Below are 23,670 nucleotides of genomic sequence, written 5' to 3'. Positions count from 1 at the left end.
ATCGGCCCCGGTCCGTCATGGACCGGGGCCGACCCGTGCGACCCGCCCTCCAACAGGCCACACCCGTCCGACGGTCAGTCGATCGTGAACGACTGCGCCAGACGGACGACGTCCGCGAACTCCTGGGACGCCAGATACTGGGCCCGCTCCTCCTCCGAGCCGAACTGGTACTCCGCGCCGCTGAGCCGGACGACGACGTCCCCGACGGCGTGCTCACGAGGAAGGTCGCACCACTGCCCCGTCCCGGGGGCCGAGGCCGGTACGAGCATCGTCAAGGTCACCTCGGGCCCCAGAACCTCCGGGGCGGTCACCAGCGCAACGGCCAGGGGCCCGTCGGACGACTCCAACGACGTGGCAGCGCGACCCTCCATGCGATAGGTGACGTCGGGCACCTCGCAGGCGAGGTCCTCGCCGTCCGGCGAGACCATCAGAGTCGCCACACGCTTGCTGCGCGGGTCGTAGAACTCGATGACGTCCATCGCGGTCGCCGCACCCGAGGACGACTCCGATGACGACGACGGGAGCGTCCCGTCCGCCGTGTAGGCCCGGTGGGCCCACGCCGCGTCGTCACGCCAGGAGAACTCGACCGGCCCCGCCGCACCTGGGGTCCAGGCCTGCGCCGGGGTGGGGTAGGTCCAGGCGACCTCCTGCCGGCCGAGCAGGCGCTCACCGGTCACCTGGTCGACGCCGAGCTCCGCGTACTGGGCGGCCATCCGCTCCTCCGGGGACGGGTCGCCGGGAAGGTGATAGCGGGCGAGCATGGGCCATGACTGGTACGGGGTGACTGTCGCGCCGCCGTCCTGGTCACGTGCCCCCTCCAGGGCCCACATGTCGCCGTCCCAACGCGCCACGAGGATGCCGAGCACGGCGTCGTCGATGCCGGACTCGAAGAACCACCGGTCGGACAGCAGGAGCCCGGCCATGTCGTCGACGCACCCCGTCACGGGGAACTGCCACGGTTCGCCCTCCAGGTAGCCCGCCGGCCGCCCGTCCGACCCAGGCCCGACGACGGAGCCCACCTCGAGCGCACGGCAGGCCGCCGAATCGTCGAACCAGACGTCGTCGTGGGCGGGGACCAGCCCGTTCGGCAGCTCCGTCGTCGGCGCCACGGACCCGCTGGGAGTGGGCGTCGGCGACGGCGTCTCCTCGCTCGCCCCGTCCGACGTGGTGGAGGCCGGCGGTGCGGGCAGCTGCGGAGTCGCCCGCCACTGGTGGGCAAGCAGGAGGCCTCCCCCGAGCGCGGCGGCGACTCCCACCGCCGCACCCCACACGGCGAGGTGATCGCGACGCGCCCCGCGCCGTCGCGCCTCGGACGCCGGCCGGCGCAGCACGTCGGCGCGGCGGAAGGGCGGGGTCGCCGGCGCCTCACGGGCCGGGTCGGCAGCCCTCATGAGCTCCTCGATGCGGTCCATCAGCGCTGACCTCCCAGAACGATCTCAGGCCCGGCCAGTTCCGGCGGAGCCAGTCGGGCGAACGCCTTGCGGGCCCGGAAGAGGCGCGACGCCGCGGTCGCCGCCGGACACCCGAGGACGGCTGCGAGGTCAGCCCCGAGGAAACCGTCCCAGTAGGCGAGCATGAGGATCTCGCGGTCCTGATCGCGCATCCTCGCCAGCACCGCCATCACACTGTCGCGGACGGCGCTCGGGACGTGCGCGTCGTCGACGACGGCCGTGTCCCGCAGCCGGGTTCTGAGACGTTCGCGACGACCCCGCGCCCGGACCTCGTTCAGCACCAGGTTCTTGGCCGTGCCGACCAACCACGGCAGGTCCACCTCTCGCCCCTTGCCGAGTCGTTGCCAGGCGATGCGAAAGACGTCGTTGGTGAGCTCGTGGGCGGCACCGTCATCGAGGAGCCGCCGGTACACGTAGCGGTGGACGGTGGCCGCATGCTGCCGGTACAGGGCCTCGACGGCGGTGTCGTGGTCGATCGGCACGTCGCCTCCTCGCTTCTCCCGGCCGCCGTGGGCGACCGCGCCTCCTACCCCGTACATGTCCGGCCGGGGCGGGACGATTTCACGACCACGCCTATCTCATCGCGTCGGTGCGGGGCCTGTGGCAGGCGCGCCGAGCGCTGAACCGCCGCCGCCCGGCGCGGGCGGCCGTACGATCGAGACGCCGCCCGGACCCGCCGGGTGGGCACGCACGCCGAGGTGCTCATGCTCAGCCCGTCGTCCCCTGCGCCCATCACCCGGCTGCCCGACGGGACCGTCAAGCAGTTCAACCCGCTCACGGGCACCGAGGTGTGGACCGTCCCGGGCCGGGGCCGCCGCCCGCTGGCCGCCCCGTCCGTCACCGATCCTCTCGACCCCGGCGAGCTCGGCCGGTGGTGCGCCTTCTGCGAGAAGCGCTACCTGGACACCCCGCCGGAGAAGTCCCGCCTCGTGCGCTCACCCGGCGGCACGTGGCAGACGCTGGAACGCCTCCCCGCGGAGTCGCTCGACCAGACCGTCGCGGAGTTCCGCCGGATCCCGAACCTCTTCGAGATCCTCTCCTTCGACTACTGGCGTCTGAACCACGGCTACGCCCCGCCCGACCACGTGCTCGCGCACGAGCGTGACTACCTCGCCTCACCTGCCGGTCGCACCCATGTGGAGCGGGTGCTGCGCCGGCGGGCAGAGGCGAACGGGACGAGCGCGGCGGAGTGGGACGCGCTCGGCCCCGACGCCCGCCTCGCGGGGGCGCGAGGGCTCTTCGCCGGAGGGCACGACGTCGTCGTCGCCCGCCGCCACCTCGCCGGCGAGGCGGTCCCGCACGACGCCGGACCGAACCACGGCCCCGCGGCCGACGCGCCGCTGCCGGCGTCGTCCGGCACCCTCAGCCCGGAGGAGCACCACCAGTACCTGGCCTTCACCGTCGAGGCGATGCGCGCGCTGTACGCCGACATCCCCCAGGCCCGCTACGTCGCGGTCTTCCAGAACTGGCTGCGCCCGGCCGGGGCGTCCTTCGACCACCTGCACAAGCAGCTCGTCGCCATCGACGAACGTGGCCGCCAGACGGACCGCGAGCTCGGGCGACTGCGCCTCGAGCCGGACCTGTACAACGAGGCCGTGCTGCAGGTGGCCCTGGACGAGGGCCTGCTGCTGGCGGAGACGGACCACGCCGTGGCCCTCGCGGGGATCGGTCACCGCTATCCCACCCTCGAGGTGTGGTCCAAGTCCGCCGCCGCCGTCCCGTGGGAGCTGACGACGGCGGAGCTGCGCGACTTCTCCGACCTCCTCCACGCCTGTCACGCCGCCACCGGCCCTCTGGTACCGACGAACGAGGAGTGGCACCACCGGCCGCCAGGATCGGGCCGACCCATGCCGCTGCGGGCGATGCTCAAGTGGCGGGTGTCCACCCTGGCCGGCTTCGAGGGCGGGACGAAGATCAATGTCAACACGATCTCCCCCGACGACCTGCGCGACCGGGTGGTCCGCCGCCTTCACGAGCTGCGCGACGACGGCCGGATCGCCGCGATGCCCCTGGGGCGCGAGTGCGCCGGGCGGCCCGCCTCGCTGCGCTACCGGGACGCGACCTAGTGGCCCTCGCCGTCTGCCTCCTCTTCGACGCCGCCGCGGATCGTGCCCTGCGGACGCTGTGGACCCGCCTCGAGGAGGCCGGTGTGCCGACGCTGCTCAGCCACACCCACGGCCGCCATGTGCCACACCTGTCCTACGCCGTCCTGCGCACCTACGAGGTGGACGCGGTGCGGGACGCAGTCACGGCGCTACCGGACGGCGGTCCGGTCACGCTTCACGCCGACGCCCTCGGCCTCTTCCGCCGCGGCCGCGCCTCGCTGGTGCCGTCGCTGACGTCGCAGCTCGCCGCGCGGCAGGAGCGGGTGGTCGAGGCCTCCGTGGCCACGGGCGCCGACCTCCACCGGAACTACCGCCCGGGAGCATGGGTGCCGCACGTCAGTCTCGCCACCCGCGCCCGCCTCGGGGACCTGCCCGCCGTCGCCGCCCTCGCGTACACGGTGCTGCCGATGCGCCTGCACGTGAGCCACGCGGCGCTGATCGACAGCTCCACCGGTGAGCGATGGCCCCTGCCGGAGATCCCCTGACCCACAACCGAGTGGCCCGAGATCGAGTCCGGCACACCCACCCGGTACGTCACCGGCACAGGGCCGACGGCGCGTCGACGTTCTCCACGCCGACGAGGGTCGGCGCGTCGGCACGAGTCCTGCCGGTAGCGTCGGGCCGGTGACCCCTCCCCGCGTCCTCGTCGCCGGGCCGACCTCGTGGAACCTGCTCGTTCACCTCGACCGCCTCCCTCAGCCGCACCCCGGCACCCACGTCGCGCGCAGCTTCCACGAGACCGTCGGCGGGACGTCCGCGGGCAAGGCCATGAACCTGACCCGCCTCGGCGCGGACGTGACGCTGCGGACCGTGCTCGGCGCCGACGACGAGGCCACGCGCGTCCGCGCCGCGCTCGACCGCTACGGCGTGCGGCTCCTCGCCGAGCCCGCACTGGACGGGCGCACGGAGCGGCACGCCAACCTCATGGCGGACGGGGACCGGGTCTCTGTCTACCTCACCGCGCCGCAGCCGGGCGAGGAGCAGCACGCCGAGGCGACGCAGGCGGCGCTGGCGGGGGCGGACGCCGTCGTCGTCGACCTCGCCGACCACGCCCGCCCGGTCCTGCGCGCCGCGGTCGCCGCCGGGAGGCCGGTGTGGACGGATCTCCACGACTACGACGGCGAGGCGGAGTACCACCGCGAGTTCGCGACGTCGGCGCGGTACGTCTTCCTCAGCTCCGACCGGCTGGCCGACCCGGCGTCGTACATGCGATCGCTCGTCGACGGCGGGGCCGAGCTGGTGGTCTGCACGCACGGCGCCGCGGGTGCCAGCGCGCTGCAGGCCGACGGCACGTCGACCGACGTGCCGGCGGTGCGCGCCCCGCGGGTGGTCGACACCAACGGCGCGGGCGACGCCTTCTTCGCCGGGTTCCTCACGGCGCACCTCGACGGTTGCGACGTGCCGACGGCGCTGCGCCGGGGCGCCGAGGTGGCTGCGGAGTGCGTGGCCTCGCCGGACCTCGCGCCGCCACCGCTCAGCGGCGCGCGGCGCGAGCGGTGACCACGGCGGCCGGCACGAGCACGCCGATCCAGGGCAGCGCCCAGGCCCACAGGCCCATGCCCAGCAGCGCCGTGTGGAACACCGCGATGCCGCCTAGCCCGGCCGCGCGCCGGCGTGGGTCCCGGGAGAGCGCGAGCACGCCGATCGCCGCCTCGAATCCGACGCCGACGACCGGCACGACCACGCGGGGATGCTCGCCGAACGTCGCCTCCCACAGCTCGGGGAGCGGCCCGAGGTCCCACGGAGAGACCCGCTGGAACCAGCGGCCCATCCCGGCGTAGGCCCCGGGGCGGGCGATGACGTTGTAGGTGTTCAGGCCGGCACCCCCGACCATCATCGCTCCGGCGACGACGGCGACCCGGCGCGCCCAGGGCGGTCCCGGATCGGCGAACGTCTCACCGGCCGACGCCTGACCGGCCGGCGCCTCGCCCGCCCGCGCATCACCGGCCGAGGGCTCCGCGACCGTCCGGCGCTGCTCGGTGTCTCGCTCCTGCCCGGAGCGGGACTCGGTAGTCGTCATGACGCACCTCCGCCGTCGTCCCCTCCTTCCTACCGGAGACGACGGCGGAGCCGCCAGAGACCTAGGTCCGCTCCTGCACCTGGCTCAGGCCCGCGCGGGGGTGAGCTCGGGCAGATCGTCGAGGCGGGCGAAGAGCCGGTCGAACACGTTGGCCCGGTCGAACTGCAGGCCGTGCGCCCGGGCGCGCTCTTCCCAGGCGCGCCGCTCCGCGGCGGGCATCCCGACCGCACGGTCGAGGGCGGCTGCGATCGCGGCCGGGTCCTCGACCGGGACGACGATCGCGCAGTCACCCACGGCCTCGCCGATCCCGCCGGTGTCGGTGGTGATCACCGGCCCACCGCCGGCCAGCATCTTCTCCACGAGCGCGATGCCGAACGTCTCCGTGAACTCCGGCAGCGGCTTGCTCGGCAGCGCGTAGGCGGCGCTGCCCGCCATGAGGTGCGGCTTCTCGGCGTCGTCGACGTCGTCGAGGAAGACGATCCGGTCAGCGACCGGCGAGGCGGCGGCCCGCTCTCGCAGCGTTCCGGCGGCCGGTCCGCTGCCGGCGACGACGAGCCGCACCGAGTCGTGCACCGAGCTCGCGGCGAAGCCCTCGATCAGGTCGTCGACGCCCTTGGCGGGGCTGAGGCGGGAGAGGAAGAGCACGTACCCGTCGCGCTCGAGCCCCCGGGCGGCCAGGACCCGCTCGGTCTCGGCGTCGTCCAGGTCGAGGTAGGCGCTGGTGTCGATGGCCGGGTAGGAGATCGCCACCCGCTCGCGGCACTGGTCCGCGAAGGTCGTGCCGTGAAGGGCGTCGATCGCGGCGGCCTCGGCGACGATGAGATCGCGGGTGTACTCCGAGACGGCCACGCACACGTCGGAGGAGAGGTAGCTCGAGAGCACGTGCGCGGCGGCGCCGAAGCGTCCCTCGTCCACGCACGAGCGCACCACGTTGGTCACGTCCGAGCCGACCGCCTCGGCGATGGTCGTGACGTTGACGGGCAGGCCGGTGCTGCGGGCGGCACGGACGGCGTCCGCGACGGCCACGGTGTGCGGGCTCAGGTACAGCGACATGCACACGGTGGGCACGCCGTCGGTGAACAGCTCGATCAGCCGGCCGGTGATCCCGGCGAGGTACCGGCCGTCCGGCACCTTGTAGTCCCCGACCGGACCGGGCCGCTCGACGACGATGCCCTCGCTGTAGGGCAGCACGTGGTCCAGCGGCTTGAGCGGCAGCCCGGTGGCCTGCAGCCGCTCGATCGGCCAGGTGACGATCCGGACCTCGTCGAAGCCACGGGTGAGGGCCGCCTCGGCGAGGTTGCGGGCCTCGCCCGAGTGCCCGCAGATCACCGGGTCGGCCCGGACGACGATCACCAGACGGCGGTCAGGGGTGCTCATGGGCGCGGTACCTCCACGGTGGTCTCAGGGGTTCGTGCGGCGGGCGGCGGCCAGGCACGGGGTACGGGCGGTTCGCTGGTACGTCTCACCGAGCTGGTGACGTGCCGGCAGGAGGGGTGGGCCCGGGCGACGACGGCGGCCGGTGGGCCACGGCAGTGCCCAAGTCCGACGGCGTGGCCGCGAGCTCGAGGAGAAGTGTGCCACCCCCGTGGAGCTCGTTCCCGCTCAGCCAGGTGCGCTCGAGCGGCACCCCGTCGAGCCGGGCGGAGCGCACGTACTGCGCGGGGCCGCCGGGCTCCGGTTCCACGAACCCGCTGGTGGCGATCTCGAGCGCGTTGCCGCCGACGTCGATCCGCGCCTCACGGAACGACGGCGCGTTGAGCAGGAACAGGTTCTGCCCCGCCACCGGGAACAGGCCCAGGGACGCCCACACGTACCAGGAGCTCAGCCCGCCGGAGTCGTCGTTGCCGGGCAGGCCGCCGCGGCCGGTGCCGAACTGGTGGTGCACGGCGGCGTGGACGATGTCGGCGGTCCGGTCGGGGCGGCCGGCGTACTGGTACGCCCAGGGAGCCTCCATGTCCGGCTCGTTGTTCAGCCCCTCGAACCGGCCGAGCGCGTACCCGCGCGCCATCTCCTCGACCGTGGGCCGCACGCCCGGCTGGGTGACCGGCGCGGCACCGACCCCGAAGAAGCGGTCGAGCAGGCCGACGAACGGCTCGTCCCCGCCCGCGAGCGCGATGCGCGCCGCCATGTCGTGGACCAGGCGGAAGGAGTAGTTCCACCGACCACCCTCGTAGAACGTGGAGTCCTTGAGCAGACCGGTGGCGGGGTCGAAGGCGTTGCGCCACTGCTGCGCCAGCTCTGCGAACTCCGCCACCAGGGCCCGGTCCCCCACCTGGGCGGCGATCTTCGCCGTGCACCAGTACCCGAACGCGAGGTCCAGGGTGTGGCTGATCGGGTGCGCCTCCCCGCGCAGGAGGAAGTCCTCGCCGTACATCCGGCGCAGGTCGTTGTGCATGTGGACCAGCGCCCACTCCCAGTCCATGCCGGGCAGGCCCAGCTGGCACAGGTCGGCCAGGAAGGTGTGGGCCAGGGCCGAGCCCTGCCGCGAGAACTGGTCGGCGCCACGGGACATGCGGTACCCGATGGGCAGGTTGCCCTCCTCCTCGCAGATGTGGAGGAGGGCCTCGGCGAGCTCGACGGCCCGGTCGGGAACGAGCGTGGTCAGCAGCGGCAGCTGGGTGCGGTAGATGTCCCACATCGTGCTGATGTCGAACGCGAACGGGCCGCTGGTGGGCCAGAACGGGCTCTCGCCCCGGGCCAGGCACGGCTTGAGGAACGAGTGGTAGAGCGCCGTCGAGAAGACCGTCTCACGCTCGGGCGAGGGCGTGTCGACGGCGATCGTGCCCAGGTGCTCGCGCCAGGTGCGCGCCGTGGCCTCGCGGCGCGCGGCGAAGCTGTGTGATCCGGGGCCGCAGTCCCGGTAGAGGTTCTCGCGCGCCTGCTCCTCCCCGCGCAGCGAGAAGCCCATGCGCAGCTCCACCACCTGGCCGGCCTCGGCGGGGCCGGCCCACATCAGCCCGAAGGGGCGCAGCGTCGTCGGGCGGATGTAGTCGAAGTCCAACCGGGTGCCGCCGGGCATGAGGCGACGGTCGTACCAGAGCATCTGGCGCCACTGGTCGGCGTCGCACTCCATGTGCACGGCCAGCGGGGCGCCCTCCATCACGATCTCGCCCTCGGCGACCCCGGGCCCGAGCGACTGCAGGTGCGCGCGCAGGGGGATGGTGCTGCCGTACGGGATGGACAGGCCCCCGAGCGAGAGGTCGATGACGAGGCGGGCGTTGCGGTGTGCCGGGAAGGTGTACCGGTGCACCGCGCTCTTGGGGCCGACGGTGACCTCGCAGCGGATGCCTGAGGAGAGGGTCGCGGCGTACCAGCCGGGCTCGGCCTCCTCGTCCTCGACGTCCCACAGCGTCCCCAGCGCGTCCAGCGGCTCGAGCATCGGGGTGACGCGGAAGTAGTTGTAGTACTTGCGGATAGCCCCCGTCCCGGACTGCTGGAAGTGGGTGAAGCCGGAGGCCACCTGGCGGTCGTGCATGGTGCGCGGGACGCCCTCGGTGCTCAGCTCGTAGCGCCCGTAGCCGGTGGGGTACGCGCCGGAGTACGCGCAGGCGGACACCATGCCGAGCGGGTAGGCGGCGCCCGGGTGGGTGTTGCCGACCTGCGGCTTGGGCCACCACCACGTGGCCGCCAGGCCGGACGGCGCCGGCAGGTCGGTCACCTCGGTGCCGATGAACGGGTCCACGCGCTCGAACACGTCCGGCCCCCTCCCTTGCCCCAGCACGTCCGGCCGGTGCTCCGCGACGACGATATGCACCGGACGGTAGAGCGTCCACGCGTGCCGACGGTGCCCGACACGTCGTGGCGGCGTGTCCGCCGCCCGACCGTCCCCCGCGCCGCTGCGCCGTCGCCCCGGTTCCTGCCTTCGCCGTCGGGGAGGCTCCTAGAGTGGTGACGGCGACTGCGGGCGACGCCCGGCGGGTCCGACGACGATGCGGAGATGACGATGTCGAGCAGCGAGCCGGCACCGGTCAAGCCGGTGGTCACCCTCTTCGAGACGTACGGCGCGGGCGCGAGCTACGTCGGCCCCCGCGTGGCCCAGGCGCTCGGCCTGCCCTTCCACCGGCAGGCGTTCAGCTCCGAGCAGCTCGAGGCCGAGGAGGAGCGCCGCGAGAAGGAGAGCCTGCTCTCGCGCGTCTTCAGCGCCATGGGGCCCGGTTACGCGGGCCCGGAGGGGGGTGCGGTGCCGGTGGCGCAGCAGGACCGCTACGAGCTGGCCGTCGAGAACACCCGCATCGTCCAGGAGGAGGCCGCGCAGGGCGGCGTCGTCATGGGCCGCAACGGCGCCGTCATTCTCGCCGGGCGGCCCGCGAGCCTGCACGTCCTGCTCGACGGACCGGTCGAGCAGCGGGTCGCCCGGGCGGCTGAGGAGACCGGCATCGCCCGCGAGCGCGCGGCCAGGCGTCAGAAGCGGGAGGACGAGGTCCGTGCGCAGATGTCCCAGGACCTCTACGGCTGGGACCCGCGCCAGCCCCATCGTTACGACATGGTGCTGAACACCGGCTCGCTCTCCCTCGACGAGTGCGTCGCCATCATCGTGGACGCGGTCCGCGTCCGCGCCGGTCAGGTGCCGGGTCCGGCAGCTGCGGCTCCGGCCGCCGCGCCGCCGGGCTAGCGACCGTCACCCGCGTTCTGCAATGTGCACGGCCGTTTTCGAGTGCGCAAGAGGGCGTGTCGAGCGAGCTGCCGTGCTAAGAACGGACTCCCGGGGAACCGACACGTCCATATCTCGAAGGGACCCCGACCCATGCGTGCACACAGATTCCTCACGACCCTGGCCGGACTGACCGCCGGTCTCGGGGCGCTCTCCTCCCCAGCGGCGGCCGTCGTCGACTCGTCGATATGCGGTCGGCCCATCACCGACGACGTCACGCTCACCGCCGATGTGGAGTGTGGTCTGTCGGTGACCGGGGACGGCGTGACCGTCGACCTGGCCGGGTACAGCATCGGCCTCATGAGCATCGACGGGCGCGACGTCACCGTGCGTGACGGGTCGGCCCGGGGGTTCTTCGTCAGCGGCAGCCGCGCCCTCCTCGAAGACCTCACCGTGGCCGGTGGCGAGGGCTTCGTCGTCGAGGCCGGGCCATACACGACCATCAGCCGCAGCCGGTTCGTGGGCAACGATTCTGCCGTGTCGCAGTACTTCGGCTCCCCGCTCCTCGTGGAGGACAGCGTCTTCGAGGACAACTCCGTCGGAGTCACGATCCAGAGCGGGAGCGGTGCCGTCATCCGGAACAGCACGTTCGTCGGCAACACGACGGGCGTGAACGTGTGGGACGAGGACTGGCACGGGGCGGACGCCACCGAGGTGGAGCACAACTTCTTCGACCGGAATCAGGTCGGCGTCATGGTCCGCGGGGTGAGCGCCGCCAGCGACACCGTCATCCGGGGCAACACGATCAAGAACTCGGCGGCCTCGGGCGTGCTCGTCGTCTCTGAGGGCAGGACGCTCCCGCCGGCAGGGGGACCCGGGGGTGCGGTCGGCACCGTCATCACGGAGAACACGGTGCTCAGGAGTGGCAGCGACCCGGTGACGGCGAACGGCTGCTTGGACGAGGCGACCGAGCGCTACGAGTGTTCTACCGTCGCCGACGACGGGATCACCGTCCTCGCCCGGCCTGAGATCGCCGCAACCATGACGGTGTCGAAGAACCGGACGATGTGGAACGCGGGGCACGGTATCGAGGCGCCTCGGGTGACTGACGGTGGCCAGAACATCGCCAACAAGAACGGGGAGGCTCCCTGCATCGGCGTCGTCTGCCGCTGAGACCTGTCAGTGGCGTGCCGTGCCGGCGTCACCGAGCGCGCCGACGGCGACCCCTGTCGTCGGCGCGCCGGCAGTTCCTCAGGGGGCCGGGAACGATGGCGGGCCGAGGCGGCGAGACACCGGACGGCGTCGCAAGGGCCCCGTGCCTCCGGCGGCGGTTCGTTCGCGGCTGCGCCGGCTCGGAAGCGGCGGCATAGTGGCACGTACCCGACCGAGGAGGAAGCCGTGGCCGACCTGTCCCAGCTCGCCGCATCCCATCTTGCGGCCGCCAAGGCCGACGAGCGCGGCCGTAGCCCCGAGCTTCTCGTGCACGACGGCCCGCTGCGACAGACGATCATCGCGCTCGTCGCGGGCACCGAGCTGGGTGAGCACAACTCGCCCGACGCGGCCAGCATCCAGGTGCTGCTCGGCCGCGTGACGGTCACCGGCAGCGAGACGGTGGAGCTCGGCGCCGGCCGGCTCGCCGTCCTCACCCACGACCGGCACTCGGTGCGCGCGCTCGAGGACTCGGTGTTCCTGCTGACCACGGTCACGAGCGTCGGGCAGACCGCGGAGCCGCAGCGCGCGCGGTAGAGCCTCAGAAGGCGGACGGTCGGGCGACGTAGCCCGCCCGGCCGATCGCGGCGACCAGGTCGTCGACGCTCGCCCGGGCCGAGTCGTGGTCGACCTCCACGCGCCCGCTGGCGAAGTGCACGGTCACGGCCTCGACGCCGTCGAGACGGCCCACCTGCTTCTCGATCTTGGAGACGCACGAGGGGCAGGAGAACCCCTCGGCGCGCAGCACGGTGCGGATGGTGACGGGGGCTTCGGTGCTCATGGCTCGTCCTCTCTGTGGTTGCTCCACCCCGGTCCTCCAGGGTGCTGATCGCCACGCTAGGAGCCTGCCCCGGACGCCACCATGACGTGCGTCAATCAACGGCAGGGCCCGCTCCCTGCTGCGCCCGCAGGGGCCTTGGGTGTGCAATGTCGGGGGAGGAGGAGGCTCGCCGTGGAGTGGTTCGCCGCCGAAGACTACGACGCCGCCCGGTTCGTGCTGCAGCGGGGCATCGCCCTGCTCTACCTCGTCGCCTTCGTCGCGGTGCAGCGGCAGTTCCGCCCGCTGCTCGGCGAGCACGGCCTGCTGCCGGTCCCCGTCTACCTCGAACGGGTGGGCGCCCGGACGGGGCCGACGCTCTTCCGCCGTCGTTACTCCGACCGGCTGCTGCTGGCGGTGGGGTGGGCCGGCGCGGTGCTGGCGCTGAGCGTCGTGGTCGGCCTGCCCCAGAGCGGGCCGCCGTGGGTACCGATGCTCGTCTTCCTCGCGATGTACGGGCTGTACCTCTCGGTGGTCAACGTGGGCCAGGTGTTCTACGGCTTCGGCTGGGAGTCGCTGCTCCTGGAGGCGGGCTTCCTGGCCGCGTTCCTCGGCTCGGACGAGATGGCGCCGCCGGTCGTCGTGATCTTCCTGTTCCGGTGGCTCGTGTTCCGGGTCGAGTTCGGCGCGGGGATGATCAAGATGCGCGGGGACGTCGTGTGGCGGGACCTCACGGCGCTGTACTACCACCACGAGACCCAGCCGATGCCGGGCCCGCTCTCCTGGTTCTTCCACCACCTGCCCAGGCCGCTGCACAAGGTGGAGGTGGCGGCCAACCACGTGACCCAGCTGGTGGTCCCGTGGCTGCTGTTCCTGCCGCAGCCGATGGCCTCGGCGGCTGCCGCGGTGGTCGTCGTGACGCAGGGCTGGCTGGTGCTCTCGGGCAACTTCGCCTGGCTCAACTGGCTCACCATGGTGCTCGCGTTCTCCGCGGTCTCCGACGACGTGCTCGCCCGGTTCCTGCCTCTCGCGGACACCGGGCACGCACCGTCGCCCGTGTGGTTCGTGGTCGTGGTGCTGGCGGTGACCCTGCTGCTCGTGGTGCTGAGCTGGTGGCCGGCCAGGAACCTGGTCTCGAAGCACCAGGCGATGAACGCCTCGTTCAACCGGTGGCACCTGGTGGGCGCCTACGGCGCGTTCGGCTCGATCACCCGGCGCCGCTCGGAGGTGGTCGTGGAGGGCACGGAGGACGACGACCCGTTCACCAGCGACTGGCACGAGTACGAGTTCAAGGGCAAGCCGGGCAGCACGGGCCGCTGGCCCCGCCAGTACGCCCCCTACCACCTGCGGCTGGACTGGGGGATGTGGTTCCTGGCGCTGGGCTCGCCGTCGCAGTTCCGGTGGTTCACCAGGCTGCTGGGCCGGCTGCTCGAGTCGGACCGCCCCACGCTGCGACTCCTCGCGCACGACCCGTTCGAGGGGCGACGCCCCAGGTACGTGCGCGCCCGCGTCTTTCGGTACCGGTACTCGACCTTCGAGGAGCTGCGCCGCACCCGTCAGTGGTGGGTGCGCCACGAGGAGGGCATGCTCGTCGCGCCGCAGGACCTGGCGTCCATGCGGCGTCTCGGCTGAGCTCGCCTCGCTGGTTACGCGCGGGCCTCGACTTACGCGCGCGCCTCGACGAGGTCGCCGTCCGCCTCGGTGGCCGGGTCGACCGCGTCGGCGTACTCGTCGTGGCGCCCCACGTACGCGTTGACGTAGGAGCACACCGGCACGATCCGCCGGCCCTCCTTGCGGGTCTCGTCGAGCGCGTGCCCGACGAGGCGCCCGGCGAGGCCCTTGCCCGCCATGGCGTCGTCGACGCGCGTGTGGTGGAAGATGCGCCGGCCGCCGTCGTCCAGGAACTCGGCGACGCCGACGACGTCACCCTCCACAAGGATCTCGAACCGGTTCTCGCCGGCGCGCAGTGAGGTCTCCATGCGGGCGGCAACAACGGACCGGGCCGCCCCATTCCGGAACCGTCGGCGACCCCGGGGCAACGGCGCGGTGGCGGGTCGGTGAATCCTTGGCGCCGGCCCGCCGGCGCAGCCCTCGGGGCCCGTCCGGATCGCCATGATGAGGGTCGTGGCCACGCTCGCAGCAGCCCCTCGCCCCGTTCCCAGCACCCGACCCGTCACGTTCGACCGTCACGCTCCCCGACCCGTCGGCACCTACGGCTCACACCCCGGCCCCTGGGCGTTCGCGCACCGCGGCGGCATGGAGCTGGCGCCGGAGAACACCCTGGCGGCCTTCGGCCGCGCCGTCGGCCTGGGGGTGAACTACCTCGAGACGGACGTCCGCACCACCGCCGACGGCGTGCCCCTCGCCTTCCACGACCGGACCCTCGACCGGGTCACCGGGCTCCGCGGCCCGGTGGCCGCGCGGACCTGGGCGGAGATCAGCCGCACCCGAGTGCTCGGGACCGAGCCGGTCCTGCGCCTGGAGGACCTCCTCGCCGCCTTCCCCGACGCCTGCGTCACGATCGACGTCAAGGAGGAGCGCGCCGTCCTCCCCACCATCGAGGCGATCCGGCGCACCGCCTCCGCCGGCAGGGTCTGCGTGGCCGGCGGGTGGGACCCCTGGCTGGCGGCGATCCGCCGGGCGTGCGGGGTCTCGCTGACGACGGCGCTGGGCTGGCGGGCCCTGACGGCCCTCATCGTCGCCGCGCGGACGGGCGTGCGGCCGGGGCGCGGCGTCGCCACCGGTTCCTTCGCCCACGTGAGCCTGCGCTACGGCCGGGTGCCGGTCCTCGCCGACCCCCGCACCACCGACCGGCTGGTGCAGATGGCCGCGGACCTCGGGCTCGGCGTCGTCGCGTGGACCGTCAACGACGTCCCCACCATCAAGCGGCTCGCCGACGCCGGGGTCGCCGGGCTCATCACCGACCGGCCCGACGTGCTGCACGAGACTCTCACCGCGCGGCGGGCCCGGGCGTGACGCGCGCCACCTCCAGATGCCCCGTGACTGACCCGGCAATACGTTGGCACAATCCAACTACTACTGCCGAGGAGGCCGTATGACCACGACACCGACCCCGATCCCGTCGAGCCCGGCCGGCACCACGAGCGACTACCGGCCGCTCGTCGAGCTGGACAGCTACACCGAGGCGCAGAGCCTCGTCGACCATCTTTCCGACCACGGCTTCCCCGTCGGTCAGGTGCGCATCATCGGCACGGGCCTGCACTCGGTGGAGCAGGTGACGAAGCGGGTCACCAACGGGTCCGCCGCCCTGCGCGGCGCCGGCAGCGGAGCCTGGTTCGGGCTGCTGATGGGCCTGCTGCTCGGCATCTTCCTGCCGGGAGCCGCCTGGCTCACCGTGCTGCTCACGGCCGTCGTCCTGGGCGCGGTGTGGGGCGCCGTCCTCGGCTTCATCGCCCACTGGTCGACGCGGGGCACCCGCGACTTCGCCTCGGTGAAGGGGCTCCAGGCCTCCCGCTACGAGGTGCAGGTCGCTGCGGCCGAACTGGCCCACGCCCGGAAGATCGCCCAGCTCTGACCGACCGCGCACCCGGCGGCCGCGGGCATGGCGTGAGCGCCACGGGCGGGGGCGTGCGGGAGCGGCCGGCATGGCGTGAGCGCCACCCGCAGCCCGGGCGGCGTGCGGCAGCGGTCGGCAGGCGGGATGCTCGGGTCATGACAGCGACCATCGCCGCCCTGGCCCTCGACGCGCACGACCCGCGCCGGGTGGCCGACTTCTGGCTCGCCGCGCTCGACTGGGCCGAGCTCGACGTCGACGACTCCGTCATCAGCATCGGGCCCCGCGACGGCGGCCCGGGCATCGACGTGATACGGGTGCCAGAGCCCAAGACGGTGAAGAACCGCCTGCACCCGGACCTGCGCGCCGACGGCTCGACCCAGGCCGAGGAGGTCGAGCGCCTCATCTCGCTCGGCGCCGTCCGGGCGGACGTCGGGCAGGGGACGGACGTGAGCTGGGTGGTGCTGGCCGACCCGGAGGGCAACGAGTTCTGCGTGCTGTCCCGCTCGGTGCAGGACCTCCCGGGCTCGTGAGCGCCGCGGCCCCGCACGGGGCGGATGCACGCAGCGATAGCGCGCCGCAGCCCGGGCGCGCCCCCTACGGTGAGGCCATGACCTACGGCCTCTTCGGCAAGTTCACCGCGCAGGTCGGCCGCCGCGACGAGCTCGTCGCCATGCTGCGGCGGGCGGCCGACGCCCTGGGCGACGACCCGGGCTGCCTGCACTACGTGGTGGCCACGTCCGACGAGCCGGACGCGATCTGGGTCTGGGAGGCCTGGACGGACAAGGCCGCGCACGACGCCTCCCTCGAGCCGCCCGAGGTGCGTGAGCTCATCACGAGCGCGATGCCGTTGATCGCCGCGATCTCGGACCAGAAGGAGCTCGCCGTCGTCGGCGGCAAGGGACTGCCGGAGGTGCACGCATGAACACCACCCCCACCGGATCGCTCGTCGCGACCGCCGAGGGCCGGGACCTGAGGCTCGCACGGACGCTGGACGTGCCCGTCGAGGAGCTGTGGGCCTGGCTGACCGAGCCGGAGAAGACGGCCCGCTGGATCGGTGGCTGGTCCGGCACGCCGGGTGCCGGCAGCACGGTGCGGTTCACCCTCAACATCGAGGAGGGGACCCCCACGTCCGACCTGGCGATCATCGCGTGCGAACCACCCCGTCACCTCGCCGTCAGGCTGAGCGACGAGGCCGGCGGGTGGCCGCTCGAGGTGTTCGTGGCGGAGGCCGGCGGCGGCAGCACCGTCACCCTGGTCCACCACCTCGACCTGTCGGCCGACCCGGCCGACGTCGGGCCGGGCTGGGAGTACTACCTCGACAACCTGCTCGCGGCGCAGGCCGGCGCGGCGCCGGTGAAGTTCGAGGACTACTTCCCCGCGCAGTCCAGCTACTACGCGGGCCTGGCCGCGCAGCCGGAGGACTGAGACGCCGCCCTCTGCTCCCCGGAGCCGCGACGGCGGCACGCGAGCGGGCGGCGACGGCGGCACGCGAGCGGGCGGCGACGACGGCACGCACCATCGGTGTGGGCGCCCCGCACTACGCTGCGGCGGTGAGGATCGTGGTCTCGGCCGTCGACGGCGGCGCGGCGCATCTGAGGGTGCTCGCCGACGGCGCGGAGGCGGGCCGCGCGGGTGCCGGGGACCACACGCGTGCCAGGAACCACGCGGGTGCCGGGGACCAGGCGGGCGGTGACGTCGTCGCCGCCGCCGACCTGCCCGGCCGGGTCCGCCGGCTCGAGGAGGACCACCGCCCGCGCTGGGTGTGGGCGGACACCGCCACCACCTACCCCCCGCTGCTGCGAGCCGGGGTCCGCGTGGAGCGCTGCCAGGACCTGCGGCTGTGCCACGTGATCCTCCGGAACGCGGCCGCCAGCGCGGCCTCGGCACTCGCCACCGCGCCGGACGGCCCGTGGGACCGGGCCACCGACCCCGCGCACGAGCCGACGCTGCTCGACGCGGTGGACCCGGCGCTCGGGCCCGAGGAGGTCCGTGCCGAGCACGACCGCCAGACGGCAGCCGTCGACGGCTCCTCCGACCCCGGCCGGCTACGGCTGCTGCTCGCGGCCGAGTCCGCGGGCGCGCTGCTGGCCGCCGAGATGGCGCACGACGGACTTCCGTGGGACCGCGAGGTCCACGACCGCCTGCTGACGGAGCTGCTCGGCCCGCGGCCGCCGGCCGGGGCGCGGCCGGCGCGCCTCGAGGCGCTCGCCGCCCAGATCCGCGACCGCCTCGGAGCCCCCGCCCTCAACCCCGACTCCCCCGCCGAGCTCCTGCGCGCGCTCCACTCCGCCGGCGTCGAGGTGAGCACGACCCGGAAGTGGGAGCTGGCCCGCTACGACCACCCCGTGATCGCGCCCCTGCTGGAGTACAAGAAGCTCGCGCGCCTCCTCGGCGCCAACGGCTGGGCCTGGATGGACGCGTGGATCCGTCCGCGCGCGAGCGACGGCCGCGCCCGCTTCCATCCCGACTACGTCCCCGGCGGGGTGGTCACCGGCCGGTGGGCCACCAGCGGCGGCGGCGCCCTGCAGCTGCCCAAGCAGGTGCGGGCCGCCGTCGCGGCCGACCCGGGGTGGCGGCTCGTCGTCGCCGACGCCGCCCAGCTCGAGCCGCGGGTGCTCGCCGCGTTGTCCCGCGACACGGCGATGGCCCAGGCCGGGCGCGGCGCGGACCTCTATCAGGGCCTCGTGGACGACGGCGTCGTGGACACCCGCGCCCGCGCCAAGGTGGCGATGCTGGGCGCGCTGTACGGCGCCACCACCGGGGAGTCGGGGCAGCTCATGCCCCGGCTGGTGCGCGCCTACCCACGCGCGACCGCCGTCGTGGAGGGAGCCGCCCGGACCGGCGAGCGCGGCGGGGTGGTGAGCACCTGGCTCGGCCGCACGTCACCGCCGCCCCCGGCGCCCTGGCACGAGGCGCAGCGCCGCGCGAGCGAGCCCGACGCGACCGACGCCGACACCCGCCGCGCGCGGCAGCTCGCCCGCGACTGGGGCCGCTTCACCCGCAACTTCGTGGTCCAGGGCACGGCGGCGGAGTGGGCGCTGTGCTGGCTGGCCGAGCTGCGGCTGCGGTTGCGGGCGCTGGGCCCGGGCCCGGACCGCCCGGAAGGTGGGGCGCTCCCGGCGCCCGGCCGGACGCCCGGCGGGACCGCGACCGGGCCGCACCTGGTCTTCTTCCTTCACGACGAGGTCATCGTGCACACCCCGGCCGAGCTCGCGGGTGACGTCGCTGCGGCGGTGCGGGAGTCCGCCGCCCGGGCGGGCCGGCTGCTCTTCGGGGATTTCCCGGTCGAGTTCGCCCTCGACGTCGCCGTCGTGGAGAACTTCGCGCAGGCCGGCTGAGCCCGCCCGGCGTCGTGAGGACGTCCCAGCTGGCGTGAGGACGTCTTAGCTGGCCGGGCCCTCGGCAGGGACGACGACGGCCCCGTCCGGGTCCAGCCGCACCTGCACCAGCGACCCCACCTCGACCGCGCCCGGCGCCACCGCGGAGGCGCGCAGGCCGCCCGGCAGCTCGACGTCGACCTCCGTGCGGCCGCGGACGAACCGGCTCGCGGCCACCGGCACCTCGAGGTCGTGCCCACCGGCCCACCCCTCGCCGGTGACCACCTGGAGCGCACCGGGCCCCAGGCCGACCACGACGGCGCCTGACTCGCCGAGCACCGCCCGCCCCTTCCCGCGCACGGGCACCTCCCCCAGCACCGTGGCGGCCACGTCGCCGCGGCGCTCGGCGGGCAGGAACGGCCCGTAGCCGAGGAAGGCGGCCACGGCGCGGTCCACAGGCGCCCGCCACAGCCGGCCCGGCCGGTCCACCTGGGCGAAGCGCCCGTCGATCATCACGGCCACGCGGTCGGCCACCGTGAACGCCTCGTCGTGGTCGTGGGTGACGTACAGGGCCGTGGTGCCGGTGCGGCGCAGGATGTCGTGCAGCTCGCCGGTGAGGCGCTCGCGCAGCCCCCGGTCCAGCGCCGAGAGCGGCTCGTCGAGCAGCAGCAGCTGGGGCGCCGGGGCGAGCGAGCGCGCCAGCGCCACGCGCTGCGCCTGCCCGCCCGAGAGGGTGCTGACGGCGCGCGGGCCGTAGCCGGCCAGCCCGACGAGCTCGAGCAGCTCCGCCACCCGCGCGTCCCGGGCCGCCCGCCGGAGCCCCGCCGTCGCCAGGCCGTAGCCGACGTTGCCCGCCACCGACCGGTGCGGGAAGAGCTGGCCGTCCTGGAACATCAGCCCGAAGCCCCGCCGGTGCACGGGCACGCCGGTGACGTCGCGGCCGTCCCAGGTCACCGCGCCGGCGGCCACCGGCTCCAGGCCCGCGACGGCGCGCAGCAGCGAGGACTTGCCGGAGCCGGACGGCCCGAGCAGGGCGACCACCTCCCCGACGCCGACGTCGAGGTCCACCCCCGCCACCGCCGTCGTCCCGGCCCTGCCGGGCCCCTCGTAGCGCACCACGAGGCCGCGCACGGCCAGCCCCGTGCGCGGGCCGTCGTGCGGCGGCGGGCCGGCGCTCGGGGACGACGGCGCAGCCGCCGCGACGCGGTCGGCCGCGGGGTCAGCGGGTGCCGGGTCGGACGTCGGCCGGTCGGTGCCGGGGCGCGCGCTCACCACTCGGAGGCCTCCTTCGTGCGCAGCTTCTCCGCGAGGCCCATCACCGTCGCGGTCAGGAGCGCCAGCACGACGGCGGCCGCCATGGCCATGCCGTAGTTCTCGGCGCCGGGGCGGCCGATGAGCCGGAAGACGACCACCGGCAGCGTGGGCCGGTCGGGCCGGGCGAGGAACGACGTCGCGCCGAACTCCCCCAGCGAGACGGCGAACGCGAAGCCGATCGCCAGGCCCAGGCCGCGCACGAGGAACGGACCGTCGACCGTGGCGAGCACCCGCCCGGGCGAGGCGCCGAGGGTCGCAGCGACCTCGCGGAGGCGGGGGTCGATCGCGCGCAGCACCGGCAGCACCGTGCGCACCACCATCGGGGTGGCCACGACCGCCTGGGCGATCGGCACCAGGACCGGGGAGCTGCGCAGGTCCAGCGGCGGGCGGTCCAGGGTGATGAGGAACCCGAAGCCCACGGTGACCGCGGAGACGCCGAGCGGCAGCATGAACAGCGCGTCGAGCAGGTTCACCGCACGGCGGGCGGCGCGGCGGCGCGGGCGGCGGGAGACGACCAGCGCCACCAGGGTGCCCACCGTGACGGCGATGACGGTGGCGTCGACGGCCACGCGCAGGGAGTTCGCCGTGGCCTCCCACACCGTCACGGTCAGCGCGTTGGCGCCGCCGGTGGTCCCCAGGTTCGTGTAGTTGTCCAGGCCCCAGCCGCCGTCGGGGGTGCGGAAGGACCGCACCACCAGGCCCGCGAGCGGCAGGCCGAGCAGCCCGACGACGACGGCGGCGGTCACGAGGGCCGGGCCGAGGTCCGGCCCGGGGCGAAGCCCCCGCCGAGAATGCCCTAGGTCCCCGTTCGCAGGCGCAGACGAGACGTCAGGGCATTCTCGGCGGGTGGGGCGGTCCCGGACGACGAGGCGCAGCCGGTCGCCGGCGACGTCGTCGGTCCGCAGCCGCAGGGCGCGCTCCTGGCGCCGGCGGCTGCGCCCGGCCAGGGTCAGCGCGGCGGCGACCACCACCAGCTGGACCACGGAGAGAACGGCGGCGGCGCGCAGGTCGAGGAACTGGGTGGTCTGGATCCAGATCTCGGTCTCGATGGTGCCGAAGCGGAGCCCGCCCAGGACGAGGACCACCCCGAAGGCGGTGGAGCAGAAGAGGAAGACCATCGACGCCGCGGAGGCGATCGCGGGGCCGAGCGCGGGGAGCGTCACGGTGCGGAAGGCGCGGGCGGGCGAGGCGCCGAGCGCGCGGGCGGCCTGCTCGGCGCGGGGGTCCAGCCGCGCCCAGAGCCCGCCGACGGTGCGGACCACGAGGGCGTAGTTGAAAAACACCAGCGCCGCGACGATGGCGGCGAAGGTCCCGTCCAGCCCGAGGAAGCCGAGCATCCCGCCCTCCGCGAGCAGGGCCCGGAACGCGACGCCGACGACCACGGTGGGCAGCACGAACGGGACCGTGACGAACGCGCGCACGAGCCCGCGGCCGCGGAAGCGGCACCGGTAGAGCACGTACGCGCCGGGCACGCCGAGCAGCACCGCCAGGGCGGTGCCGGCCACGGCCTGCGCGAGCGTGAGCCCGACGATGCGCCAGGTCCTCGGCCGGGAGAAGACGTCGGCGACGGCGGAGAGGTCGAGCGCGCCGTCGGGGAGGAAGCCCTGGCCGACGATGGCCAGGACGGGCCAGGCGAAGAAGGTGCCGAGGAAGACCAGCGGCACCGCCGTCGCCAGCGCCCATCCCAGCCGCCGGGCCATCAGCCGATCACGATCTCGGACCAGGTGGAGATCCAGTCCTCGCGGTTGGCGCTGATCGTCGCCGGGTCGACGGCGAAGGGCTCCTCGGCGAGCGGGGCGTGCCGGGCCCACGCCTCGGGCAGCTCCACCGTGTCGTCGACGGGGTACATGTACATCTGGCCCGGGATGTCGGCCTGGACCTCCGGCGAGAGGAGGAAGTCCACGAAGGCGCGGGCGCCCTCGGGGTTCTCCGCCCCGGCCAGCACGCCGGCGTACTCGACCTGCCGGAAGCAGGTGTCGAGCATCGCGCCGGTGCGCGGCTCGCCGCCGCCCTCGGGGACCTCCGCCGCGGGCGAGGAGGCGTAGGACAGCACGATCGGGCGCGGCCCGGCGCCCTCGGAGCCGGAGAAGTCGACGTAGTACGCGTCGGACCAGCCCTCGACGACCTTCACGCCGTTGGCCTTGAGGTCCTCCCAGTACTGCTGCCAGCCGTCCTCGCCGAAGGCGCCGACGGTGGCCAGCAGGAAGGACAGGCCGGGCGAGGACGTCGCGGGGTTGGTGACGACGAGGAGGTCCTTGTACGCCGGGTCGGTGAGGTCCTCGAGGCTGGTGGGCTCGGGGACGCCGTTCTCGGTGAACCACTGGTGGTCGACGTTGAGGCACACGTCGCCCATGTCGACCGGGGTGAGCGAGCCGGCGTCGTCCGCGGCGTACTGCCCGGCGGAGGCGGGCAGGTCCGCGGGGGTGTACGGCTCGAGCACGCCCGCGTCGATCGCCCGCGCGGCGAAGGAGTTGTCGATGCCGTGGACCACGTCGCCCAGGGGCGAGTCCTTGGTGAGGACGAGCTGGTTGACCAGCGCGCCGCCGTCACCCGGCGCGACCATCTCGAGCTGGTAGCCGGTGTCCGCCTCGAACTGGTCGAGGAGCTCCTGGCTGAGGGCGAAGGAGTCGTGGGTGACGACGGTGAGCTTGCCGCCGCCGTCCGCGGTGCCACCGGTCCCGCTCGCGTCGTCGGCCGCGCCGCCGCCGTCCCCGCCCGTCAGGCTGCAGCCCGCCAGGACGAGGGCTGCGACGGCGGTGGCTGCGGCGGCCCCTGCAGCGCGGCGCCGCGGGCCGAGCCGGTGGCGGGTGGTGGTGCTGGTCATCGTGTCCTCCCGAGGTGCAGGAGGGCCCGCGGCCGGGCGCGGGTGCGCGACGGCCACGGGGAGAGATTTCCCGACTTCCTTCGCCGGTGCTAACCGGTGCAGGTTCGAGGGTCTGCGGCTGTCCGCACTCTCAGCGCCCGGTCGGCGCTCCCCTGTCGTATCACCGGCACCTTAGCACCGCCGGGGTCACACCTTGTCGATGCGCTTCTCCACCGGACCGCCGTAGAACTTGGTCGCACCACGCAGCGCGAAGTGGCGGGCCAGGCCGAGGAGCGCGCCGGAGACCACGGTGAACGCGATGACCTCCCACCACTCGACCTCGGGGTCGTCCTCGTCCACGGGCGCGTCCTTGCCCGTGACGGCCTTCCAGCCGGCGGTGACCGCCTTGGTGGTCAGCACTGTGGCGGCGAGCGTCGCCCCCGAGCTCACGACTCTCCAGCCGATGTCCATGCGGTACTCCCCTGATCGTTGCGTGCGCCGTCCACGGGCGGCTCGTGCGTGCCCCTCGATCATGCCCGACCCCGCCGCCGCCTGCATACGGGCCCGCGCGTCGGGCGGGTGCGCC

At 74.1% G+C, this 23,670-nt stretch carries 24 protein-coding genes and 1 riboswitch; of the genes, 13 read left to right on the top strand and 11 right to left on the bottom strand.

Annotated features, from left to right (window positions below; all coding sequences use genetic code 11):
* Positions 1-74: 74 nt before the first annotated feature.
* Both ABD774_RS01120 and ABD774_RS01115 read right to left on the bottom strand, forming a co-directional pair.
* Positions 75-1,412 (bottom strand): hypothetical protein, encoded by a 1,338-nt coding sequence (locus tag ABD774_RS01120; protein ID WP_345036669.1) that lies wholly within the window; start codon positions 1,410-1,412, stop codon positions 75-77.
* Complete coding sequence (locus ABD774_RS01115; protein WP_345036667.1) at positions 1,412-1,933, bottom strand: RNA polymerase sigma factor; 522 nt, start codon at positions 1,931-1,933, stop codon at positions 1,412-1,414. Before ABD774_RS01115 ends, ABD774_RS01120 begins: the two co-directional genes overlap by 1 nt.
* A 222-nt stretch (positions 1,934-2,155) precedes the next feature.
* Here ABD774_RS01115 and ABD774_RS01110 point away from each other — a divergent pair, with 222 nt between their 5' ends.
* From ABD774_RS01110 to ABD774_RS01100, 3 genes are all read left to right on the top strand, one after another.
* Positions 2,156-3,517 carry a DUF4921 family protein gene (locus tag ABD774_RS01110; protein ID WP_486327248.1) on the top strand — a complete coding sequence of 454 codons (1,362 nt, stop codon included), beginning with the start codon at positions 2,156-2,158 and terminating at the stop codon, positions 3,515-3,517.
* On the top strand, positions 3,517-4,041 hold the full coding sequence (locus ABD774_RS01105; RefSeq protein WP_345036663.1) for a 2'-5' RNA ligase family protein: 525 nt from the start codon (positions 3,517-3,519) through the stop codon (positions 4,039-4,041). Before ABD774_RS01110 ends, ABD774_RS01105 begins: the two co-directional genes overlap by 1 nt.
* Positions 4,042-4,180: 139 nt before the next feature.
* Positions 4,181-5,056, top strand: coding sequence for a carbohydrate kinase family protein (locus ABD774_RS01100; RefSeq protein ID WP_345036661.1), 876 nt, complete (start codon positions 4,181-4,183; stop codon positions 5,054-5,056).
* On the opposite strand, the gene ABD774_RS01095 is transcribed toward ABD774_RS01100, so the two are convergent.
* From ABD774_RS01095 to ABD774_RS01085, 3 genes are all read right to left on the bottom strand, one after another.
* A complete protein-coding gene (locus ABD774_RS01095) occupies positions 5,031-5,576 on the bottom strand; it encodes a hypothetical protein (protein WP_345036659.1) in 546 nt (181 codons plus the stop codon). The genes ABD774_RS01100 and ABD774_RS01095 overlap by 26 nt on opposite strands.
* Positions 5,577-5,660: 84 nt before the next feature.
* Entirely contained in the window at positions 5,661-6,953 is a 1,293-nt protein-coding gene (locus ABD774_RS01090; protein WP_345036657.1) for a glycosyltransferase, read from the bottom strand.
* 85 nt (positions 6,954-7,038) lie between these two features.
* Positions 7,039-9,270 (bottom strand): glycoside hydrolase domain-containing protein, encoded by a 2,232-nt coding sequence (locus ABD774_RS01085; RefSeq protein ID WP_486327247.1) that lies wholly within the window; start codon positions 9,268-9,270, stop codon positions 7,039-7,041.
* Positions 9,271-9,513: 243 nt separating this feature from the next.
* Between ABD774_RS01085 and ABD774_RS01080 the strand changes: the two genes are divergently transcribed.
* The 3 genes from ABD774_RS01080 to ABD774_RS01070 all read left to right on the top strand — a co-directional run bounded on the left by ABD774_RS01080 (position 9,514) and on the right by ABD774_RS01070 (position 11,913).
* A complete protein-coding gene (locus ABD774_RS01080) occupies positions 9,514-10,188 on the top strand; it encodes a cytidylate kinase-like family protein (protein ID WP_345036652.1) in 675 nt (224 codons plus the stop codon).
* A gap of 132 nt (positions 10,189-10,320) precedes the next feature.
* Entirely contained in the window at positions 10,321-11,340 is a 1,020-nt protein-coding gene (locus tag ABD774_RS01075; RefSeq protein WP_345036650.1) for a right-handed parallel beta-helix repeat-containing protein, read from the top strand.
* Between the two features lie 225 nt (positions 11,341-11,565).
* A complete protein-coding gene (locus ABD774_RS01070) occupies positions 11,566-11,913 on the top strand; it encodes a cupin domain-containing protein (RefSeq protein WP_345036647.1) in 348 nt (115 codons plus the stop codon).
* A gap of 4 nt (positions 11,914-11,917) precedes the next feature.
* Here the strand turns inward: ABD774_RS01070 and ABD774_RS01065 are convergent, their stop codons facing one another.
* Entirely contained in the window at positions 11,918-12,157 is a 240-nt protein-coding gene (locus ABD774_RS01065; protein WP_345036645.1) for a heavy-metal-associated domain-containing protein, read from the bottom strand.
* Between the two features lie 171 nt (positions 12,158-12,328).
* On the opposite strand from ABD774_RS01065, the gene ABD774_RS01060 reads away from it, so the two are divergent.
* Positions 12,329-13,765: a lipase maturation factor family protein gene (locus ABD774_RS01060; protein ID WP_345036643.1), complete on the top strand. Its 1,437-nt coding sequence runs from the start codon at positions 12,329-12,331 to the stop codon at positions 13,763-13,765.
* A gap of 32 nt (positions 13,766-13,797) precedes the next feature.
* On the opposite strand, the gene ABD774_RS01055 is transcribed toward ABD774_RS01060, so the two are convergent.
* On the bottom strand, positions 13,798-14,112 hold the full coding sequence (locus tag ABD774_RS01055; protein WP_345036641.1) for a GNAT family N-acetyltransferase: 315 nt from the start codon (positions 14,110-14,112) through the stop codon (positions 13,798-13,800).
* Positions 14,113-14,257: 145 nt separating this feature from the next.
* On the opposite strand from ABD774_RS01055, the gene ABD774_RS01050 reads away from it, so the two are divergent.
* From ABD774_RS01050 to ABD774_RS01025, 6 genes are all read left to right on the top strand, one after another.
* Entirely contained in the window at positions 14,258-15,109 is an 852-nt protein-coding gene (locus ABD774_RS01050) for a glycerophosphodiester phosphodiesterase family protein (RefSeq protein ID WP_345036639.1), read from the top strand.
* Between the two features lie 79 nt (positions 15,110-15,188).
* On the top strand, positions 15,189-15,668 hold the full coding sequence (locus ABD774_RS01045; RefSeq protein WP_345036637.1) for a YflT domain-containing protein: 480 nt from the start codon (positions 15,189-15,191) through the stop codon (positions 15,666-15,668).
* Between the two features lie 137 nt (positions 15,669-15,805).
* Positions 15,806-16,180, top strand: coding sequence for a VOC family protein (locus tag ABD774_RS01040; protein ID WP_345036635.1), 375 nt, complete (start codon positions 15,806-15,808; stop codon positions 16,178-16,180).
* A gap of 77 nt (positions 16,181-16,257) precedes the next feature.
* Positions 16,258-16,572, top strand: coding sequence for a putative quinol monooxygenase (locus ABD774_RS01035; RefSeq protein WP_345036633.1), 315 nt, complete (start codon positions 16,258-16,260; stop codon positions 16,570-16,572).
* Positions 16,569-17,075, top strand: a complete 507-nt coding sequence (locus tag ABD774_RS01030; protein WP_345036631.1) for an SRPBCC family protein — start codon at positions 16,569-16,571, stop codon at positions 17,073-17,075. Before ABD774_RS01035 ends, ABD774_RS01030 begins: the two co-directional genes overlap by 4 nt.
* Positions 17,076-17,200: 125 nt before the next feature.
* Positions 17,201-18,988, top strand: coding sequence for a bifunctional 3'-5' exonuclease/DNA polymerase (locus ABD774_RS01025; RefSeq protein WP_345036628.1), 1,788 nt, complete (start codon positions 17,201-17,203; stop codon positions 18,986-18,988).
* Between the two features lie 45 nt (positions 18,989-19,033).
* Here the strand turns inward: ABD774_RS01025 and ABD774_RS01020 are convergent, their stop codons facing one another.
* From ABD774_RS01020 to ABD774_RS01005, 4 genes are all read right to left on the bottom strand, one after another.
* Entirely contained in the window at positions 19,034-20,104 is a 1,071-nt protein-coding gene (locus tag ABD774_RS01020; protein WP_345036959.1) for an ABC transporter ATP-binding protein, read from the bottom strand.
* A gap of 131 nt (positions 20,105-20,235) precedes the next feature.
* A complete protein-coding gene (locus tag ABD774_RS01015; RefSeq protein ID WP_345036626.1) occupies positions 20,236-21,981 on the bottom strand; it encodes an ABC transporter permease in 1,746 nt (581 codons plus the stop codon).
* Positions 21,981-23,105, bottom strand: a complete 1,125-nt coding sequence (locus tag ABD774_RS01010; RefSeq protein ID WP_345036624.1) for a thiamine ABC transporter substrate-binding protein — start codon at positions 23,103-23,105, stop codon at positions 21,981-21,983. Before ABD774_RS01010 ends, ABD774_RS01015 begins: the two co-directional genes overlap by 1 nt.
* Positions 23,106-23,163: 58 nt before the next feature.
* A riboswitch (TPP riboswitch) is annotated at positions 23,164-23,269 on the bottom strand.
* Between the two features lie 22 nt (positions 23,270-23,291).
* Positions 23,292-23,555, bottom strand: coding sequence for a DUF4235 domain-containing protein (locus ABD774_RS01005; RefSeq protein WP_345036621.1), 264 nt, complete (start codon positions 23,553-23,555; stop codon positions 23,292-23,294).
* Between the last annotated feature and the right edge of the window lie 115 nt (positions 23,556-23,670).

The sequence above is a fragment of the Georgenia daeguensis genome (assembly GCF_039537705.1).
Lineage (GTDB): Bacteria > Actinomycetota > Actinomycetes > Actinomycetales > Actinomycetaceae > Georgenia > Georgenia daeguensis.
Note: the sequence above shows the minus strand (reverse complement) of the source record. Positions and strands in the feature narration are given on the sequence as shown.